Genomic DNA, 22,584 nt, shown 5'->3' with positions numbered 1-22,584 from the left:
TTTATTACCCAGAGTATTCTGGGTGATTTTTTCATAGCAGTATCGTATTTATATGATTAGCAAAAGCCTGAGAAGAAATCTTCTCAGGCTTTCTGCGTACTATAAACCTCATTGGAAAAGATGAGAAACTGATTTTGTAATCTTGTTAAGAGGTTTTGTTGAATACTAGTCTTTCTTTGTTTTTGCTACAAAGAGAGCAGATAGGGCTAGGCTAACACCTGCTAGGAAGAGGGCCGAATCAGATTGACTCTCACCAGTTGCTGGCAAGATTTGTTCAGCTGTTTCTGGTCTAGCTATTTCTTGCTTATAATCTGGCGTCTTACCTTGATCGGAAGCTAAAGAGCTAAGTTTAAACTCAGGTTTCTCTACAGTCGGAGCTGGTTGGTCGCCTACTGTTGCTACTGGGCCTGTGTACTCTGGAAGCTCATGTACCAAAGCTTCAGCTGCATTGACACCACCATTAAACTCAGGCTTCTCAACTGTCGGAGCTGGTTGGTCGCCTACTGTTGCTACTGGGCCTGTGTATTCTGGAAGTTCATGTACCAAGGCTTCAACTGCATTGACACCACCATTAAACTCAGGCTTCTCAACTGTCGGTGCCGCTTGGTCTCCGGCTGTTCCAAGTGGGCCTGTGTATTCTGGTACCTCATGCACTGCCGCTTCAACTGCATTGACACCACCTGTGAATTCAGGAACCTCAAGAACGGGTGCTGGATCTTCACCCTTACTTGATTGAACCGGTTCTTCTGTTAATTCTTGATAGAAGCTCGCCAATTCATAAAACTCGGCCTTGCCACCTTCCCAGGCTAATTTGACGTCTAGAAGAGAGCCACCATTTCGGATAGCGAAGGTTTGGAGACTAGATGTAATGGCACCAAGGTCTGTCCAGCTGTCTTGACCATCCTTGAGTGTTCTAGCAAGAATGCGTGCTTTCGCTCCTTCAGGAAGACTAGAGACAAGACGAAGATGGTTGGCATTAGTTGGCTCAGACAAGTGATACACCAATTCGCCCTTGTCTTTTTCAGACTTGTAGCTGGTCAAGACTTTGCCGTCTACAAGATTATTATAAAGGTTGCCTTGGCTTTCTCCACTACTTCCTTCTACTGTTGGATCATTGTTTGGTTTGACAAATTCACCATCGTTGATGACCAATTCTGTAAAACCTACAAAACGGGCATCATAGTCTGCCGTATAGAGGACACGGAGATAGTTAGCTTTGACTGGTGTCGTCAATTCACCTTCGATGTAGCGATTTCCTGGCATCTTAGAATCATGTGTCCAACCATCTGTCAATGAATCATCGTGTTGGCTATTGGCCACACCATCTCCTACTGTCACGACATCTGTCCAAGTTTTACCATCTTGGCTGACTTGAATCTTACCATCACGAAGATAGTTTTGAGTTCCGTCTTGGATGTAAGCTCTAATCTTCTTGATAGTTCGTTCGCTGCCAAGTTTCAAGGTTACGTGACCATCTTTATGGGCGTAGTCTGAAAACTCAACGAAGTTGTTGTAAACACCGTCAAATAGTTGATCTAGGTTGTTCAGTTTACGAACATCATTGCTTCCGTATGTTGGGTGAATTCCCATAGTTGTAGATTCTAGTTTGGTTGGTTGCACTTCTTTGGTTGTCACAAGGAGAGAAGTGGCTGTCACAGTTTGTTCCTGATCTGTTTTATTGACCAGACGAACGTAACGTACCAAGTGGGTCGCTACAGATCTGTCTGTCAACTGGCTAGCTGACGTCCATTCTTGCGCATTTGCAGAGTACTCTAGGCTAAGAGCTGGGTTATCCTGACCTTGGAGTTGGATGCTCTTAATCTGATGGATACGGTCAAGCTTCATTCCTAGATAGCTATGAGCAGGGAGTTTGGTTCCAGCTGGAATTTGAAGCTCATAACTGCCCAAGCTATCCACTACTGGTGTTTCCTTCAAGGAATCAACGTTGGTGTCCGTTAACTCACTATTTCCAGAGCGTGTCTCAACAGAGAAGTCTTGGATACGCCACCAGAGGTCGAGTGCCTTAGTATTGCGGACTCGGATGTAGCGAGCATTTATAGCTCTGGTCACTTCCTTGGTTTGTTCTCCTGATAGGCGATCCAACTCTTGCCATGCAGTTCCATCTGTAGAGTACTCAAGTACACCTGCGGCAAGCTTATCACCCATTCCTTGGCGAAGGCGAACTTTAGTAACTGACTTGACTTCACCGAGGTCCAGTTGTGCCCAAGCATCTACTGGTGTTGTATTGCTTCCATCAGCATTTGCCATCATGGCTTCTGTATTGTCCTTGCCATCAGTGATTTGACGAGCTGAGGTATTTAGTTTGTAAACTAAGTTTGAACTTAGACTAACTGTCGTTGCTTGTTGGCTACGAGCTTTTTCAACTGGACGGTTAACTGCAATTTCCTGAACTGCAAACCAAGTGTTTTCGCGGTCTGCTGTCGCAATCATACGAACTGCCTTGGCCTTGATATTGAGATTTTCAAACTTAAGAAGGGATTCATTTCCGACATAGCTTGGCTCTTTCAAGGTTACCCAGTTATCATTTTCATCTTGATACTGCACTTCTGCCTTACTAAAGGTATCACGTGGATTGGCCTGCGTTCCCATAGCAAAGGTCAAGGTTTGAATCGCTACTGGTTTGTTGAACTTCATACCAATATAATCACCTGTCTTGATGCTATTTGGTGATTTAATAATCGCATGAGTTGCCAAATCGCCATCCGTTACTTCTGCTAAACCACCTTCTACACCTGTTCGATTGGTGATAAAGGTGCTGATGATTTGGTCTGGATGCAAGACTTTTTGAACTTCAGACGCTAGAACTTCTTTCAAGGATAGGATAAATGGACGAATATGTTGAACACCCAATTCAGCTTTTTCCATATGGTCTACATAATGGAAGGTGTGAGTTTGAGACTGTTCGTACAATTTCAAACCTTTATAGTAGCTATCCCAAAGTTTGGCTGCATCGTTTGTAGCCATGGCTTCAGTTCCTGTAAGGAAGGCATCGAGAGCATTCATTTGATCGATTGCATTATCCAACCAATAGTGGATTTGGGCGACCATTTTTTTATCGCCTGATGCTTTATAGAGTTCGGCTGCTTCTTTAATCTTGGCAAATTCTGCACGCAAGGCTGCACGTTCAGCAGTCACATCCTGACCTGCTTTGAGCTTGGTCATGAAGTCTGTCAATTTTGGAGCTAAGTCTACAGATTCTTCTAATTTAACGACACGGCCATCCATGTTTTGGTTGATCATATGTTTACCAAGTTCGCGGAAGGCTGCTGATACCTTGCTATCTTCAAAATGACCATTTTCAACAAAGTTGAAGGCAATGTCATTGATTTTCTTAGCTTCTTCTTCTGATTTCCACTGTTTCCATGAGTATTGAGCTCCTGAAAAGAGGGCAATCTTAGATGGTTCAGACTGTTGCATTGGGTTCAACATGATACCAGATAGCAAGCTTGGATCCACATTTGGATGAAGGAATTTCTCACCACCACCTAGAATCAAGTGTTGTTTAGAGTTATCTGTTACAGGCCAGTTAATCCAAAGTGAAACTGGGCGATAGGTCTTGCCTCCTGCGGATAGATTGTTCTTGAGAGTGGAAAGGAAGCTTTCAGAGACTTCACCCCAAATCTTACCACCCGTCAAGGTCATGGATGCTGAACTTGGGAGATTTTCATTGAGGGATTTCAACTCATCTTCACGTCCATTACCCCAATACTGGCCAGGAACAAAAATCATTTCTTTACGAAGACCACTGTAGGTTCCCTGCATTTCAGTCAACCAATCCGTCATGTCTTTCATCAAGCGGTTGTAGCTATTGTAGCCTCCGACTGGGCTCGGTGCATCATCTGCTAGAATACCAAACTCACGGACACCCACTTTCATCAACTGGGTAAATTTAGCCTTGATGGTTGCCAAATCTTCTTGGTAGTGCGCTTCATTGCCAAAGCGAATGCGGTTGTTCATGAATGGATGGATGGTCCAGACATAGCGGGTTTTACTTTGATTGCCGACACGAGCAAGTTCACGGATTTCAGCTAGTTTTTCTTCTGGATAGAGTTCTCGCCATTTCTTGTTGTGGTATGGATCATCTTTTGGTGCAAAGAAGTATTGGTTCAATTTCAAATCGCCACCAAAACGCATGAGTTCTGCACGATCTGCGTTAGACCATGGATTTCCATAGTAACCTTCGATGAAACCACGGTTCTTGAGCTCTGCGTAATCTTCTACTGTCACATTGCGAAGGACTGGAACTTGACTTTCCTTGAGCATATGTTTCAAGGTTGTCAAACCATAGAAGACCGCATCTGTGTCTTTTCCGACGATGGAAATCGAATTATCCTTGATGCTCAAGACATAGGCGTCAATCTTGTCAAAGAGGCCTGCTGAAACATTGGACAAGTTTTGCTCTGCTTGTGAACCTTGTCCATGCACTCCAAGATAGATATTGGTTGCGCCAGCGATTGCTGCCTTACCAGTTGTATAAGATACTTGATTGTCCTGCAAGACACTCTTCAAGCGATTACGAGTATAGATATCGAGTTGATCGCCCATGACCAGATTGACTTGCTTGCGAAGGGCTGTCACGCCTTCGCCATAGGTCACTTTTTGTGGAGTTGGGAAGACCTTGTACTCTTTCTTGAGATAGTCTGCGCTCTTGCTGGCAGCTGCAATGCTGTCTTCGCTAGCTGGTTTACTTGCAGTGAATTGATCTGCCAATTCAACTGTTCCATCACCTGTTTGGTCTACTTTTGGTTTTTCAGGAGTAGTTGGTTTTTCTGGTTGACTTGGTGCAGGCGTTTCTTGCTCTTCTTTGACAGGTTTCAATAGATGAACTTCGGCTGCACTTGCAAAACCACCAACACCTTCCAATACTTTTAACTCAATCTTGTTGGTATGTACCGCGGCAAAGTTAACTGTTTTTTCTTGGGTATTGTTGTCCCAGTTTCCTTCTGAAACCTTGACCATTTGGCCATCTTTTTGTGCGTAGATTTCGTAGCGGGTAACGACACCATTTCCACCACCTGGACGAGGGAGATAAGTCAAGCCATTGACTTTTTCTGCTTCTTTCAAGGTCATAGTCAGACTGTATGGCGCAGTGTCACCAGTCCATTTAGTATGCCAGAAGGTATTTGGATCATTGTCAAAGGCCTTTTCAACAGCGCCTTCAGTCGCATTTCCTGGAAGTTGCTGACTGCTTGCGGTTGCAGTAATCTTATCATTTGAAATCAAACGAGGATTTACAAAAGGCTTATCAGTCAACTCAGCGCTGTGCAAGATTCCCTTGAAGCCACCGATACTTTCAAGTGGCAATACCAAGCTTGTATGAGCCAAACGTGGATGCGCAGGATCCGCGATACGCTCAATCTTTTCACCATCCACATAGACTTCTGTTGACTGTGGTTTGGTTACGATGGAGATTTGATAACGTTTGTTCTTTTCAAGTTTTTTATTGAATTGGATATGGAACTGTTCAAATTGATAAGCAAGATAGCCGTCTTTATCAGCTAGATAGATACGGTTGTCCCCACTTGTTGAGAAGGTTTGTTCACCATCTCCAGTGACAGTCACATCAAACTTCAAGACATGACTTGGACCAACATCACCTGCTAAGCCTTCGATGCTGCTGTCTTTCTCAAATGCCAATCCTTGCTCGCTTGTCTTCACCTTCTTACTTGCGTAGTCCTTCACTGTCTTAGGATTGATGGTAAACAAGTCGCTTTGATCAATCTCTTTATCAGGATTTGACTGTGGCGCATAAGGGCTTGTTGGTAGGGTGCGTTCTGCAAAGGTTGCAGCTGCACGATCGGATCCCCAAGTACGTTCTGCAGTAGTTTGCATGCTCTTGAAGAAGCGTTTGAAGATGTCATAAGAGGTCAAACCGGTCTCATGAAGGTCAATATTATCATTCCAAACTGCGTGACCACCACCAAGGATACTTGGATGAGAAGCTGGTAGAAGTGGACCTCCACCTGTTTGGAAATCATTCGGTGTCCAGCTATTGTACTGGCGTTCGTAGTTAGCATAGTCCCCGTAGGCTGCTTGACTATTGCTTCCACTTGGCACACTATAGGTCGGTACATCCGTGATGTTGATAATCTTAGCTCCCTGAGCAATGGCTTCATTTGGTCGTTGCCAGCCAATGCTCCAGATATCAACTTCTACTCCGTTCCAATCAACAGGAGTGCTCCCACGTTTCGCACTGAGCGAGCCCCAGATACGAGGGGTATAGCCTTTTCCTTTAATGTATTTGATAAGGTCATTGACATAGCGGCGATAGCTTTCTCTGCTGCCATAGTATTCATCCGTTCCGATATGAACAGTTGATACCCCATGAAGCGGTGCATCTGGTCCATCTAGGAGTTTGTCATAGACGGATTTGACAAATTTAAGAGTTTCTTCGTATTTATTGTCTAGATCGAGCATGGCTACGCGCTCGACATTATGCTTGCCTGCATAATCGCTCAGACTACCTTGATACATGAGGTCTGGGCGAACTTTGACAAATGATAGTGCATGACCTGGTGTGTCAATTTCTGGTACTAGGTTGATATGCAAGGCCTTGGCCAATTTAATCAGATTTTGCATTTCTTCCTTAGTATAATGCTCATCTGATGTCAATTTTTGACCATTCTTACCGACAATATCTGTCTCCAAACGGAAACCAGTCTTGGCATGTTCAAGTACATACTTGAGTTGTTCTTCTGGACTTAAATTCTTACCTGCCAAGTGTTCCTTAAGGAAAATATAGTTATCATTAAGGTGCAACTGCAAGTCGTTCATCTTGTAGTAAGCCATGTTGAGCATGATGTCTACAAGAGTGTCATAAGGGATAAATTTACGGCCTGTATCTAGCATAAAGCCACGGTGGCTGAAACTTGGGAAATCACGAATTTCACCATTTTGGAGGTCTGTTTCTCCCATTTGAAGAAGAGTACGAGTAGCGTAGAAGGCTCCTGTGTTCGTTGCAGCTTCGATGGTAATCACATCATCTTGGATAGTGATGCCATAGCCTTCCTTACCATAACCTTTGTTTTCAACCTTTTTAAATTCGATTCGTTTTTGAGCCTGTTTGTCACCTGTTGCAAGTTCTAATCCACGGCTAGCAAGGTCTGACTGGTAGAAGGTTGCAGCCTGATCAAAGCCAGAATCTCCTGTCGCAAGGACTGTATCTGAAGTGATAGAGGATTGGCCTTCTTTTCCATACCATTGTTGAACAGCTGGCGCTACTTTTGGTTTCACACCCACACCTTCGTCCTGATGTAGACCCTTGATGACTACTTCAAACTCTTTGGTAAAGGTATGACTGTCTCTGATTTGTTGGACCATGACCTTGACGCGTTGATCTGTCAAAGGTTTATAGATACGATTTTGAAGGTCAATTACACCTTGTTTATTGCTTCCGATAAGACTGACTTTTCCTGGTAAAGTTGGTAGAACAAGAGATCGTCCGTCTTCTGCTACTGATAGTTCTGTTACTTGGCGGATATCCGTTACCTTACTATGGTCCGGAACATTCGAATAGGCTCGGATTTCTTGGATTCCAACGTTTCTCCAGCCCATTGTTCCCGCTTGGTAATCATTGATCTCCAATTTGAGGTACTTAGCTTGGATACTTTCAGCTAGGTCAACTTTCTCATCTAAAACAGGTTCTCCTGTCTTGGTATGAGCGAGTTTCCATTGTTTTTCTCCGTTAGCGCCCACGTCTTCTTGACCTGCGTAGTAGAGACTCCAAGATTTGATATTGGGGTCATTTTGCCCATTACGAAGACGACGATCCCAGTCAATTTCTACATGTTTGATGAGAGTAGTTTTTGGAAGAGTTAATTCGAAGGTTGGTTTTGGTACATCTTTATCCGTAGCCCAACGAGTATTGTCATCTCCGTCGATAGCCTTATCTGCAGTAAAGCTGGTACCAGTTTCATGGTTGCTCGCCTGGGCAGTAGCACCCTCGAGATGGTTGACATCTTCTCTATCTTCGATTGTCTTTTCAGCTGGTTTTGTTGCGGGCGTAGTGGTTTCCGCAGGTTTATTGTCTGCCTTTGGTGTTTCAACCGGTTTCGGCGTTTCTGCTGGCTTGGGACTTGCAGGACTTGTCTCTGGTTTTGCCTCTTCACTTGCTGGAGGATTGGTTCCCTCATCAGTCGCTGGAGTTTCTTCATGACTTGCTTCTGTTGCAGCTGCTGCATCCGCCTTTTCAAGCGCAGCGGCTAAATCATCTGGTAACTTATCCAGGGCTTGAACATGGGTAATACTTCCCTCTGTTTCTGAAGGTGTTGCTGTTTCTGCTGCCTGAACCATATTGGCTCCAAAGATACTAGCACCAATCATAACGGAGGCTGCACCGATTGCAAATTTTCTTATACTATAGTGACAGCGTTTCTCAAAAAAATGTCTATCCATCTTTCTCCTATTCCTTTCATCCGCATACATGAGTAAGCGGTATCATTTCTCCTTTGAAAAAAGGAGAGAACCTAGAGGTCCTCTCCGGCTGTTTGATCCTATTTGATTCGAGTTCTTTTTGACTACTAAAATCAAATCTCTTTAGTCTTCTTTTCGTGTCGCAAGAACTGCGGCAGATAAAGCGATACTCACACTTGCTAAGAAGAGGGCCACTTCTGAGCTGTGTTCTCCTGTAGCAGGAAGTTTCTCTTCATCTTTAGCTCCTGGAGTTTTGGTAGTAGCTACTGCACTTGGAGTGAGCGGGTACTCAGGTTTTTCAACTGTTGGAGCTGCTTGATCTCCAGCAGTAGCCAATACACCTGTGTAGGCTGGTTTCTCGTTTACCAAGGCTTGGACCGCATTGACTCCTCCCTTAAACTCTGGGACTTCATTGACAACTGCTTCAACTGCATTAACCCCACCCTTGAACTCAGGGACCTCATGTACAGCTGCTTCTGCTGCATTGACTCCACCCTTGAACTCAGGGACCTCATGTACAGCTGCTTCTGCTGCATTGACACCGCCCTTGAACTCAGGGACTTCATGTACAGCTGCTTCTGCTGCATTGACGCCGCCTTTGAATTCAGGTACATCAAGAACTGGTGGTTGTTCTTCACCCTTGCTACTTGTTGGAGCATCTGGTTTCGTAGCAGAATCTTTTAATTGGTTGAGATAGTCTGCAAAGTATTCCACCATTCTTTCCGTCAAGAGATGGTTATCCGTCGCATATTTCATGCTCGCCTGAACTCCAGCCACTTCCTCTTGATTTTCTTTATCTGTCAATTTTTGAGCCTTGGCTAAAGCTGCTTCATATCCTGACAAGTCAAGCAGTGTTTCTGCTACTTGTGGACGGGTAAAGATGAGTTCCGCTGCAGATTGGTATTTATCGCCACCATCTCCGTAAGTCTTGGTACCAGTAAGGACAATTTTCTTAGCCTTGATTGTCTTACCAAAATCAATGTCTTTTGGCTTGTTGTTATCTGGCCAATCAGTTGCAGTAAAGGTATACTCCTTGCCAGACTCATCTGTGACAACCAGTTTTACATCTCGCAAGTTCCCATTTGAACCTGAACCACGTGGTACATAACGAAGTCCTGTGATTTCAGTAGGCTCTTTCAAGACCATAGTTGCAGGCTTGCCTACATCTCCTCCATTCCAAGATGTATGCCATAGGCTAGATACATTACCATCAAAAGCATTCTCTAGGCCTTCACCTGGTTGAGCTGGCGCATCCAAACTTTCAAAGTCTTCTGCTACCAAGGCTGTTTTCTTCTGAACCAAAGCATTCTTCAAGGCTTCAATCTTGGCAATTTCAGCACGCGCTTCTTCCACACTGATATCATCAGCAGCCTGGCTGAGGTTAAAGACCGCCTCTTTCAAAGCATCCATAGACTCTTTGGTGTAATTAGTCATTGCAACAGTTGGCAAGTAGTTTTTCAGAGCATTTTCTGTCAACATCTTACCTGTTAGGGTAATTTCTTCGATTTGAAGATTATCCATCATGAAGTCGTTATAACCACGGAAGTTGGCATTTCCACCAGAATCACCACGAGTATTGCTTGCGTTTCCAGTTGAGTAGATACCTACCCAAGTATCGCCTGTTTCTGCACCTGTCACGAGGAAGGTTGCCTTCTTGGCTTTCTTAGAATCCGTCCAAGTATTTGGCAATTCATGCATTTCCAAGTTGCTTGCTTGACTACCACGACGACCTGACTGGAATTCTCCCTTACCGACTACAAAGGCATAGGTATTGTCTGATCCTGCTTCGTATTCAAAGGTTACACGGTAGGTCTTACCAGCTTCAAAGCGGAAGTTTTGTGGGATGGTTTGGTAAACCAAGTTACGACGGCTAACCAGTCCATTGGTCTTGAGTGACCAATTTCCATCGATAACATCATCAACTTTCTTACCGTTCCAACCACGTTGTGTATATGGATCATGCTTTTCAGACAAGTGAGTGCGGTTGTCTTCAACACCTTCGACACCTCCCACTACGAATGGGAAGATACCCTGAGCAACATTTTCAAAGTCTTGTTTGAAGGTGCCTTTACCTGTATCATGATTTTCTCCGTACATGCTTGAATTGTTTTCAAAGGTACGAATATCATCAAAATAAGTTGCTTCATCACCAGCTTCACGACTCAAAGTAAGAGTGACATTTGATACGTCAGATCCTGTTGTAAAGAAGGCGTACATGTTTTGGAAGTAACTTGTATTGTCAACTGTAGCATTGTCACGACGATTGTTATGAGCATATGCTTTGATATAGTTGAGAGCAAGTGACTTATTGGTATAGGTAGTCACTTCTTTTTCGCCAGTATTCACTGTGATACTTGCTTTGGCATTACTACGGTTATCGACACCAACATAAACGGCATATTTAGTATTTGGTTTCAAGCCAGTTAATTTCTGAGTAAGGCTGACCTTGCTCTTATTGCCTTGGATACGAAGCATTTCATTTGCACCCTGTGATTTGACAATTTCTGCCTTAGAAGCATCACCAGAAATGGTCCAGTGTTTCAAGGTTCCGCTGTTAAATCCTTGGTCATAGATGTGCATGCCTTCGCTCCATGACATTTCAGGATTGGTTTGTTTCGAACGATAGAGAACGTATGGTTGATTAGCTAGAAGGTCTAGAGTAATCTTGCCATCTTTTACAGTTAGTTCTTGCTCTTCTGTCTTACCTTGGTCAGTTAGCTTGTAAAGGTAAACCTTGCTCTTTGCCCAATCACTCGGAAGGGTCCAAGTTGTTGCACCGGCCTGCGTATTGAAGTAGTACATTTTTTCCTTATCAGTAGGAAGTTTCTTACCATTTGCATCCCAGTTCCAAGGAGTCAAGTAAGCTGAACCATCTTGGATGACACGTCCGTTGAGCGTTACTGTACGTTCACGGTACTGTAGGCTATTGACATCATTAGACTTACGAGTTACAACAACCTTGTTACCTGCTGCATCGACTAGCTCAACCTTCATTTCTGGAGTCCATTTATAGGTGCTACCGTTATCGGTCATGGTAACTGGTGTACCATTTTCCCATTTACTTACAGTGAAGTGTTGGAAGTACTTAGTCATGACGTCATGGGCAAATAAGTTGGTTACATAGCCATTGTAATCACTCCGTCCTTGCCATCCTTCAAAGTCTTTCATGCTGTAGCCACCTAGAAGTGGGTAATCTGCTGCACCACCGTAACTTCTATAGTCCCCTACCCAAGCATCTTTTTGATGGTTACGAATAAAGCGCGTGATGGCACTGTTGATACCTTTATTGGTGTAGCCACCATAGGTCAAGTCAGCTGCCCAGTGATGGAAGGTAGAGTCGTACTCACCACCGTGTCCCCACTCGATCGCAAAGCGCCAGCCTTGTTTATTGATTTCTTTTGCAAGAACGTGGGTAGCCCAGGCACCGTTATCACCTGATTGACCATTACCCCAAACGTCCACATAGATAAAGTCGAGACCTTCACCAAGTTTTTTCTTCAAGTCTTCCCAGCGAGCCAAACGTCCATGCGCCAAGTCATAAGCAGCATCAATGTTGATACCTTGGTCTAGCCAGTTCCAGCCGTAGCTATAGCTTCCATCTGGATTCTTACGAAGAATTTTTTCATTGAAGTACTTAGACTCAGGATAAGTTTCTGAAGCGTTAACGTGGATACCTAGATGAGCTCCATATTTCTTAGCCTTCTCAATTAGGGTCTTAAAGTCTTCAACACCACCGATACGCTTACCAATATCAGCATAGTTCAAGTGACCAGAGTCATGGCCTTCGCTACCATATCCTTTAAGGAGAACACCTTGTCCTAGACCATCTGTGTGAAGATTGATCTTCTTGATACCATCCAAGGTCATAAGGAATGGGTTTTGTGCTTGTGAGCCAAAGTTCATCGCGATACGATAAGCTGTAATATCCTTGACTTTTTCCCAACCTTGAGGGTTGTTCATAATGCTACGATAAGCAATGGCACCATCTTGCCAATCGACTTTATTGTCCGCATTGGCATCTTCAGTGATAACAACCTTAGCACTTGGAAGTTCCTTCGTGTATTCTGGGAAAACAATGCCCTTATAAGCTTTTTCCCATTGCCATTCAGAGCTGTGGATTCCTACATAGTTGGCATTTCCAACGGTTTCTTTATAAGCTGTCAAACGAGTCCAGTCATAAGAACCTCCACCGTAGCTGTTTTGAGAGTTGCTCCAAACACCTGCAGCAAGCTTATCTGTAGAAACAAATCCATACATGTAACCCTTAGCCAAATCTTTCATTGGATTGGTTACATCGATATGATCATCTCCGCTGACATGGGTATTGTTTGACATGGTTGCCCCATCAAACTTAGCACCAGCTTGATCACTCGAAACAGAGACTAAAGCATTACCAAGGAAACTAATAGAAGAAAGTAGTTTTCTTTCGTCATCAATCTTTTGACCTGGAGTAACTTGATTGTGGTTGACAATCTTGGTCACATCAAAGTGCAACTGATTATCAACAACTTGCAGACGGACCGTCATTTCTGCATTGATAAGATTAGCATCATCGCGAAGCTTCATCAAGTACTCTGCAGTTGTCTCATTGATTTTTTTGTAGGTAACCTCAGGTGTGACTTCGTGTTTGTTGATAAAGACTTTATTGAATTGTTGGACTTGTCCTGGCAAGGTATGCCCGTTCAAACTGTATTCTTTAATACGTGGGAAGGCTTGGTCAATCACTGCCTTGAGGACCTTAGACTGAATAGTGTCATAAGTCACCTTGCTGTCGTCAACGGCCGGACCTGTTTCTTTCTGGGCAGGAGTATCATCCGCTTTTACGCCTTCTTGATTGTCTGTTTTAACGCTGACAACTGTACGCTCATTGCCATAGAAACCAGCTTTTAGGACGATTTTCTTCTCATTTTTGAGAGTTTCATTAACAGCTGCTGGCAAAGTGACCGTATCAAAGAGTTTCTCATCATTATTCGTTGCATTGAGTTGTCCATCTGATTTGAGGGTGATAGAAAGACGGTTTACAGAACCTGGTTCTGGTGCTGCTACACGGTTGCCCTTATACCAGGTGCTATCGGTTGGAGATTTATACTCCCAGAACCAGCCGTCCTTGTCATAACCAACAAAAACATTGTTCTTGGTGTCTTTAAATTTCAAGAAGACACCGAAGCGTGATTTGCCCTTTTCAGAATCATCTTTGAAGGTTAAATCAACCGTCGCATTTCCATTAGCGTCAACTGTCAATCCTTGTTTTTCAAACAAGGCTGGTTTATCCCCATTGTCGTTCTGTGCAGTTGAAGACAATTGATTGTAGCGGACACCTTTTTCTTCACGAACCGTAACTGTTCCCTGTTGTTCTTTATTCGCTACTGTTTGCCATTCAGGGGTTACCGTCTTAGGTGTTTCAGATTTAGCAGCTGCAGGTTTCTCCTCTTTTGGTTTTTCCTCAGCCGGTTTTTCTTTCTCTTCCAAGTCTGCTGGTTTCACACTTGAAATTCCCCGCATGTGGTCTTGGATCCATTTTAGTTGAGCTGGTGAGAAGAGAATACCGCCGCTCCGCTTTCCAACTACACCATTTTGGTGTACACCGATCAGTTTTCCTTCTGTATCAAAGATACCGCCACCACTAGCGCCTGGTTTCCCTCCTTGGTAACCAATCCCTTGGACACCTTCTCCGTATGGTTCCACAAAATCAACTGTAGTATTGACAATCGGATTCAATTTCCCTTCTGGATAACCAAAGACATGGAGCTTATCTCCGATTTTCTTAACTGCTGGCTTTTTGGTTACTTCAACAGGCGTGTTTTCGAGAACTGTACGCAATCTCACAAGGGCCAAATCATTTTTGAAGCCCTTCAGGTAGCCTTCACGATCCCAATGAACAATATCTTTCTTGCTAAACTTGACATCTGGCAATCCTGGATAAGAGATACTATAGATATCTCCATCCCCTTGGTCATTATCCACAACCTTACGGATATTGCCGTCTTGGCTGTCCTTGATAAAGTTATGAGAAACCGTTAAGACAAGGTCTTTTGCAACGACAATACCACTACCTTCTCCTGATGGCGTCTTGATCTTAACAGTTGCGCCGTAGTTTAATTCCCCATTGGTAGTCTTAGCCACATCTTCTGGGACGAGCTTCCCAGTATCTTGGGCCAATTGATCCTTGTCAACTTCGCGCCCATTGTCTTCAGCTTTCTCCAACTTATCTTCTAATTCTTTTGGCAGATTGCTTGGCTTTTCAGACTTTTCTTTTTCTTGAGCCAACAACTCTTCTTCTGTTTGAGGGCCTTCAGTAGTTTCAGCTGAACCAGGATTCTGAGCAGCAGCTTCCTTGTCAAAATCGTGCCCCTCATCACTAGCCTTCTTATCCAAATCAGCTAGCTCACTCGGTAAATTAGTTGTTGAACCAACCCTTGCTTGATCAGCCAACACTGGGGCAGTAGCAAAGAAAGTCGCTCCAATCATCACCGAAGCTACTCCAAGCGTAAATTTACGAATACTAAACTTACAGCGTTTTTCAAAAAATTGTTTATCCATAAACTCCTTAATCCTTTCACTTCACAGTAAGCGTTTACATTTCTTTTTTAAAAAATACTCCTTTCTCTGAAAGTACCGTGCTTAACTGTCATAAATAAAAAATAATTATGCTTTTAATATAACAAATAATATCTAAGAAAGCAATAGGAAAAAGGAAAATTCGCAAAAATTTCTCAAGACACCCCAAATTTAAAAGCTCGCTTTAAAGATATAAAAAGGACTTAGCATCCAAGAGGAATACTAAATCCTTTCTCATATCCTGTAAAATTATTTCACATGGTTTGCGAGGTCTTCTTGAGCCTTCTTATTAGACTCTTCTTTTTCTTTCAACCAGTTTTCTTGAGCTTTTTGGTACTCTTCTGTTGTTACCGCCTTATCTTGTACATCTAGGTATTTATACAAGAGGGCTTCGCTCATACCCTTGTTACCAGAGTATGCAAACGGAAGTGTAAATGGTACCATCTTAGACAACATTGGACGACCAGTTTGAGAAGTTGTTGGGATGAGCAAGGCACTGTCTGTCAACCAAGCTTGGGCAGCAGCATATTTTTCATAACGTTTTGAAACGTCAGTAGTTTCTTCCCCAGCTTCCACAACCATTTTTTCGTAGTCTTCCAAACCAACTTGCTTGGCAGCAGCATTGTTTGTTCCTGAGTCAAATCCTAGGTAAGTCTTTGTATTTTCCCCTACAGATGGTTTGATAATATCAAGGTAGGTAGAAGGGTCTGCAAAGTCTGGAGACCAACCCACGTTATCTGAGATATCCCAGTCTTCTCCAGCCGCAGTTTCAGCGAAGTAGGTAATGTTTTGAACATCATCTTTTTGGAGCTGTTGAATATCGACAACCACATTATCCGATCCTAAGTTTTCTTCAACTGACTGTTTAAAAGATTGAACACGTTGAACTTTTGTTGTATTGGTTTGGTCTACAGGCATGTCCAAGTGGATTGGGAATTTCACACCTTCCGCTTGGAGGGCTGTCTTAGCTTTAGCAAACTCTGCTTTGGCCTTATCTGGGTTGTAGAGTCCATCTTGAGCATCATCCAAGTTCACGTTGCTCCACTCATCACCATAAGTCACCAATTTGTCTTTGACCATTTCGCCAAAGTTCTTTCCATCTGCCTGTACAAATGTAGGAGGAACAAACAAGTTACGAAGCAGTTTAGTTGCCCCGCTTGCACCATTTACTTGAGAAGCATAGGCTGTTCTATCGAAACCAAAAGCAAGAGCTTGACGGAAGTCTTTGTTTAGAAGAGCTTTCTTGGTTGATGTTTTTTCTTCATCCGTTGTCTTAGAAGTGTACTTATAGGACTGACGATCAATATTCGTACCGACTAAATAAGTAGTAGAGTCTTGTTGTGTATAAACAATATTGTCTTTAAATGCTTTTTCAGTCTCTGTGTAGCTAGCGCTTGTTGGGAAGAGACGAGCCATTGTAAAGCTGCCGTCTTTGAAAGCTTCAGTTGGTTTGTTGGTGTCTTGTCCATCCCAGAATGATAATTTAACCTTATCGATATGGACATTGTCCTTATCCCAATAGTTAGGATTTTTCGCAAATTCAACAGAAGATTTAGCAACAATTGATTTGAGTAAGAATGGACCATTATAGAGAATACTGCTTGAATCAGTTCCCTTAGCGAAGTCATCCCCTTTAGAGTTCAAGAACTCTTCATTTACTGGAGCCAAAACTCCCATCGTTGTCTTAGAATTCCAGAAGCTTTCTGGCTTGTTCAATGTGTACTGAACTGTATAATCATCAAGGGCCTTGATTCCTACTTGAGAGAAGTCTGTAATTTCTCCTTTGACATAGGCATCCAATCCCTTGATAGATTCCTGAACCAGGTAAAGACCATCTGATTTCTTATCAGCAGCATATTTTAGACCAGTTACAAAGTCTTGAGCTTTGACTTCTGCGTATTCCTCACCTTCAGAGGTATACCATTTTGCATCCTTACGAAGCGTATATGTGTAAGTCAAGCCGTCCTTAGATACAGACCAATCCTCAGCCATGGATGGTACAAAGTTACCATAGCGGTCATTTTCGAGCAAGCCATCGATAACGTTGCTCGTAATATTTGATGTAGCTGCCTTACCAGTTGTCAAATAGTTTAGGTTATCAGGATCCGTTTCATAAATATATGAGAATGTCTTCTCACCTTTAGCACTTGAACCTGATCCAGAGCACGCAGCCAGAGTGCCAGCTGCCAATAATGTCACACCCGCAAGGGCAAGTAATTTTGAACTTTTCATCATTTTCTCCTTTAAAATTTACATCCCATTATAGACTCTTTTCAGAAAGTTGTCAACAGAATTTTCAGAATTTTTGAATGATTTTAGCATTTTCTGAAAAATTATCTTAAAATAATTTATACAATACACTAATTTTTTAACAAAGTATTCCAATAATTCAATTAAAAAACAACTACTTTAAGAAAAGAGAAAATCTAACGATTCTCCTTCCCATCTATTTAATCAGTTTTAAACTGCTCTAAGCATAGTTATTGACTTTTGTTTCAATATCTATGAAATACATAACTTAAAATAATATTTCAATCAATCATTTTAACTTTTTTAATGCAGAAAAGAGGTAAGCACCCTCTCGAATCTTTTGACCTACAGACTTAGCCTTATTTACCAAATTCTGATACTCTTCTTCAGACAAATGTTCTAGTTCCTTTTCTAAATCAAGCAAGCTCTCAACACTAATTCCACACTCCTTTTCTAAAACGAAATTAGCCAAGGCTGATTGCCTCCAAACAATAATAGGAAAACCAGAAGCCAAATAAAGGGAGGCCTTGTGGGAATTATTGTATCTCAAATACTCACCAAATACTCCGCTACAAGTTTTAGAACTATCACCATCCCAAACCAAACCAAAGCTTCCTTCCAATGCTGACGGTAGTTCATCTGGAAGAAATGAACCAAAATAAGTTTCATTGGATAGCTTTCTAGCCTCATCAAAACCAACACCATAGAGGTTATATGCCGGTCTTGCAGGCAACTCATATAAGTAACCTGCTTTTTCTTGGGCCAAATTTCCAGCTACAATAATAGCCCCTTCCTTCGATAGATTTTCTTTATCCTGATAATTCGGGATAAGATAGTCAAAAATACCTAAACTAACTATTTTTTTCTCAGAAATTCCCTTGTCCACTAGCACTGATTTCATAATTGGATTATGAGCAATAAGACCATCAGCTTGTTTCAAAAGACTAGATTCTTGAAGATGAACTCGGATTTTATGCTTCCAGGGCACTGTATCCAAATTAGCATAGCGCAAAACTTCTAAATCATGGATAATAAAGTGAACCTTTACTCCCTTACGTTGCATTCTTTTTACTAAATGGGTCGTAAAGAAACTATGATGAAGCATAGGAAATTGAATAAGTAGCTGATCTCCTTTCTTTAACTTAGACAAAGCTTTAGATAGAGCTTGAGCCTTGTGTCGTTGGGCTCTAATAGTCCCCATTTGATACCAATCATCTACCATCAATAGCAAAGGGCTATAGCCCTCGCGAACTACTATTTCTTCGACATCATTTCGTGCCTTGTTCCCCGCATTTCGTGCACCAGAATCCTTCAGAAATTCTTCTTTTAGATAATATTTCATCGATTAATTTTATCCTTTATTATCTTATTTAAACTCTTCCTCTACCACATTCAGGGCACGTTCGATTACCACATGCATATCGTAGTATTTATAATCTGCTAAACGTCCACAGAAAATCACCTTATCATTCTGTACCGCTTCTTCTTGATATTTAGCAAATATAGCATTGTTTCTCTCATCATTGATTGGATAATAGGGTTCATCACCACGTTTCCAATCAGCAGGATATTCACGCGTAATAACTGTCTTTGGTTGCGTTCCGTATTCGAAGTGCTTGTGTTCAATGATGCGAGTATAAGGAATTTCACGTTCTGTATAGTTTACAACTGCATTTCCTTGATAATTTTCCTCATCTAGAACTTCATGTTCAAAACGAAGACTACGGTATTCTAACTCACCATGTTTATAATCAAAGTATTGGTCAATCATTCCTGTAAAGACAACTTTTTCAGCTGAAGCTTCTAATTCTTGGCAATTGGCAAAAAAGTCAACGCCAAGTTCCACTTCTACACCCTTCAGCATATTCTCGATAATAACGTTGTAACCCCCAATTGGAATTCCTTGATAACGGTCATTAAAATAATTATTATCAAAGGTTAGACGAACTGGCAAGCGTTTAATGATAAATGGTGGAAGATCAGTAGCAGAACGTCCCCATTGTTTTTCGGTGTATCCTTTAATCAACTTTTCATAGATATCCGGACCAATCAACTTAATAGCTTGTTCTTCCAAGTTTTTAGGCTCAACATCTTTCATATGAGCCGTTTGTTCAGCTATCTTATCTTTCACTTCTTGAGGAGTTTTTGTCCCCCACATAGCATAAAAAGTATTCATATTGAAAGGTAGATTATAAAGGCTACCCTTGTAATTAGCTACAGGCGAATTGATGTAGTTGTTAAATTCAGCAAATTGATTAACATAATCCCAGACTTTTTTGTTTGAAGTATGGAAGATATGTGCACCGTACTTGTGAATGTTGATACCTTCAACGTTCTCACAGTAGATATTCCCACCAATGTGATCACGCTTATCAATCACTTTTACTTTTTTTCCACGCTTAGTTGCTTCATAAGCAAAAATTGCTCCCGACAAACCAGCACCAACGATTAGATAATCATACATATTAAATCTCCATTATCAAACAATAAAGTTCCTTTTTTAATAACTAAATTAAATGAGGTGATATTAGACTACCAAAATTGACAGATCAAAAATATTATATCATTTAAAACAATCTCTCTACTAATTAAAAAACTTAAGTGTTAATTTGCGAAAAACTATCATTTAATTTAATCCTATCAAAAGTATTTTTTGAAAACAACATAAACATAAAAATATTGTACGAGGGCACAAACCAGAATGCTTCAATCATGCAGTTTAGAGCAATTATAGATAGAATTGCTACATATAAATATTGACCTTTTTTAGACTGCTCTTTTGCTGAAATGATATAAATTATAATTAATAGCACTACGGGAACAATACCATATGTAAACAGCATCTGGACATAAGAGGAATCTACATAGTTATATCCCATTACAGCTTCCGTCTTTCCACCTGAACCGATAAACAAAACTTCTCTGGTACCAAATAAATTTACACTAAAGGAAGTAAATGCATTTCTTCCTAACGCCAACCTACCCGTAATTAATTTATTAATTGAAACCAGAAAAGGTGAGCTCCAAGAAAACGTATAAGATAAATACATCATTAATGATGAGAAAATCAGTACTGAATATGGCAGTATTGCATAAATACGAAGTTTCTTTTCTCCAACAACATAAAAATATATAAAGATAACCGTTGCTAATAAAATAGACAATGCATTTAAGCGTGCGTCACAATATTTAATGACAAAGCCAGCTAGTAGAATCCCCACTATTGTTCTTGTCCAAATCAATCTATCCTTTAATAGATAGGAATAAGCTATAAATAGATAGAAACAGTGAGAAGCAAAATCGGTCGGATAAATAAAGCCAAAGGAATTTCGAATCACTCCCCCTCGATTATATTGTAAATTTGGTACTATTCCTAAAAGTGATAATATAAATACAACTATCAATACTATACTAGAGACAAAAATATAATTTTTCAAAATTACTTTCATATCAACATTAACTAAAAAAACTAGTAATGTCGAATAGACAAAAAAATTAAGCCTACCAGTTTGTAAATATACTACAATTCCTGTTAAGAGAAGTAAGATAGATAATACCAGATATTTGTAAGAAATCCTCATTTTATACAAAAATCGAAGTCCTAAAAGCAATACAACTACAAACAGATAATTTGCTTTGACTTGAAAAAAAGTCCTATCCAACATTGTTGTAGATATAGCATTAAAAAATACCACTATCGCTACAACAATGTTAACCAGTAGGTTTTCAATATTTATTTTTTTCATTTTTTGATAAAGAATAATATAGAATAAACTAAACTGATTATTTTAAATCATAGAAATTTTAGCTCATCTACAATCTCCCTTCCTCACTTTCCTAAACTTTTAACCCTTTACAATATTATCTAAAACAAATTCTCATCTATAAAAAAATTTAATTAATTTATAGTGATATTCTTACCATTCTATTTATTGAATAATTGCTCTTTTAGCTCTTTTAGACTAACTACTCTAAATAATAAAATTTGCAGAACATAAAGTATTCCCCCTACAACTGCACATATAACAACATTAACCAACGGTACAAAATGCATACCTGTCTTTAATAATGAAAGAACAAAATACATAAGGATAGACGCTAAAAATATTTTAAACATTGAAGCAAAAATTGGCACTTTTCTCAGATATTCTCTTGTAAAATACAATTGAATGAACCATACTAAGGCTTCCGTTAGTACCGATACAACTGATGCACCAATATAGCCAAATTTAGGTAGTAAGAGCAGATTTAATCCTACACTAATAATTGCTGGAACCGTGGTTGAAGTCATAAATTCTTTATTCTTATTATGAGGTATCAAAATTTGAATTCCCATAATATTCGTCCACCCAATAAAGAACATTCTAAAAATCATAATTGCAATAGCATACCTGGCATCTTGGAAGTCATTGCCCAAGAAAAATTTTACAAAATCATTATTAACAATTAGCATGCCCGCAATAATTGGAAAAATTACCAAATTGTAAATTAAAAAAGATACCTGATGCATTCGATTCACGGCTTCATTATTTCCTTTTGATAAAAGATTTGAAACACGTGGAAGCATGACACTTCCCAGAGAAGTTACCAAAGTAAGTAAAATATTCACCAATTTTAAAGCTTGATCATAAATACCAACATCAGTAGTTGATGCTAAAGCACCGAGCATTGTTCTATCTAAAGTAACATACAAAGAAATTGCTATTTGAGGCAAAAACAATAAAATTACCGGTTTAAGATGTTTCTTTGCATAACATAAATCCAAGTGAGGCTTGCCAATAAATTCACGTGCTGGAAACCACATACTTAACTGGCCTAATAATTCAAATACTGTCAATAAGGAAACATATAGATATAAATCACCTGGGGTTTTGACAAATAAAAATATTGAAACAACTCCCACCAGTTTAACAGTGATGTTTCTAACTGTTATCTTACGAAAATCCTCCAAGCCTTGAAAAAGCCAAGAAATATCCATTCCCTTAGATAATAAACTTAAGCCTAAAATATACGCTACTGGATTCTGCATAAATGGAAATGCAAAGCACAAAATTATATATAATAAAATTGATAAGCATGTTGCACCAAACTGCAAGGTATAGATACCCCAGAAGTTTTTTCGAATATCTTTCCGATGACTTGAAATTTCTTTTGTCCCATAATTAGCAACTCCTAAAGTCGCTAAGAGAATAAAATAGGTAACAATTGAGTTGAAATATCCATAAGTTCCTAAATCGTTTGAGCTAAAAACTCTAGTAACATAAGGTGTTGTGATAATCGGAAGAATAATCACTAATAATTGATAAGAGAGATTGTAAGCATAGTTTTTCAAAACTTTCATGA

7 protein-coding genes are annotated in these 22,584 nt (G+C 40.6%); all 7 read right to left on the bottom strand.

Translation table 11 applies throughout. The annotated features are described in order from the left end of the window. Window positions 1-165 precede the first annotated feature (165 nt). Window positions 166-8,415, bottom strand: coding sequence for an SIALI-17 repeat-containing surface protein (locus FOA33_RS01785; protein ID WP_221160441.1), 8,250 nt, complete (start codon window positions 8,413-8,415; stop codon window positions 166-168). A gap of 141 nt (window positions 8,416-8,556) precedes the next feature. After that, window positions 8,557-14,973, bottom strand: coding sequence for a SpGH101 family endo-alpha-N-acetylgalactosaminidase (locus tag FOA33_RS01780; protein WP_221160440.1), 6,417 nt, complete (start codon window positions 14,971-14,973; stop codon window positions 8,557-8,559). Between the two features lie 267 nt (window positions 14,974-15,240). Next, window positions 15,241-17,223 carry a peptide ABC transporter substrate-binding protein gene (locus FOA33_RS01775; RefSeq protein WP_221160439.1) on the bottom strand — a complete coding sequence of 661 codons (1,983 nt, stop codon included), beginning with the start codon at window positions 17,221-17,223 and terminating at the stop codon, window positions 15,241-15,243. Between the two features lie 307 nt (window positions 17,224-17,530). Further along, window positions 17,531-18,583 carry a galactofuranosyltransferase gene (locus tag FOA33_RS01770; protein ID WP_213988356.1) on the bottom strand — a complete coding sequence of 351 codons (1,053 nt, stop codon included), beginning with the start codon at window positions 18,581-18,583 and terminating at the stop codon, window positions 17,531-17,533. 24 nt (window positions 18,584-18,607) lie between these two features. Continuing rightward, window positions 18,608-19,705: a UDP-galactopyranose mutase gene (glf, locus tag FOA33_RS01765; protein ID WP_221160438.1), complete on the bottom strand. Its 1,098-nt coding sequence runs from the start codon at window positions 19,703-19,705 to the stop codon at window positions 18,608-18,610. A gap of 133 nt (window positions 19,706-19,838) precedes the next feature. Further along, a complete protein-coding gene (locus FOA33_RS01760; RefSeq protein ID WP_221160437.1) occupies window positions 19,839-20,987 on the bottom strand; it encodes a polysaccharide polymerase in 1,149 nt (382 codons plus the stop codon). Between the two features lie 179 nt (window positions 20,988-21,166). Next, the gene (locus tag FOA33_RS01755) at window positions 21,167-22,582 is read right to left on the bottom strand and encodes a flippase (RefSeq protein ID WP_221160436.1); all 1,416 of its coding nucleotides are present in this window, start codon (window positions 22,580-22,582) and stop codon (window positions 21,167-21,169) included. Window positions 22,583-22,584: the final 2 nt, after the last annotated feature.

Source organism: Streptococcus cristatus (assembly GCF_019685515.1).
Lineage (GTDB): Bacteria > Bacillota > Bacilli > Lactobacillales > Streptococcaceae > Streptococcus.
This window is presented reverse-complemented; position numbering and strand designations above follow the sequence as displayed.

Bases quoted from the DNA above. Each gene is read 5' to 3' on its own strand.
- FOA33_RS01785 (WP_221160441.1), bottom strand. From the start codon at position 8,415: ATGGATAGACATTTTTTTGAGAAACGCTGTCACTATAGTATAAGAAAA.
- FOA33_RS01780 (WP_221160440.1), bottom strand. From the start codon at position 14,973: ATGGATAAACAATTTTTTGAAAAACGCTGTAAGTTTAGTATTCGTAAA.
- FOA33_RS01775 (WP_221160439.1), bottom strand. From the start codon at position 17,223: ATGAAAAGTTCAAAATTACTTGCCCTTGCGGGTGTGACATTATTGGCA.
- FOA33_RS01770 (WP_213988356.1), bottom strand. From the start codon at position 18,583: ATGAAATATTATCTAAAAGAAGAATTTCTGAAGGATTCTGGTGCACGA.
- glf (WP_221160438.1), bottom strand. From the start codon at position 19,705: ATGTATGATTATCTAATCGTTGGTGCTGGTTTGTCGGGAGCAATTTTT.
- FOA33_RS01755 (WP_221160436.1), bottom strand. From the start codon at position 22,582: ATGAAAGTTTTGAAAAACTATGCTTACAATCTCTCTTATCAATTATTA.
- FOA33_RS01760 (WP_221160437.1), bottom strand. From the start codon at position 20,987: ATGAAAAAAATAAATATTGAAAACCTACTGGTTAACATTGTTGTAGCG.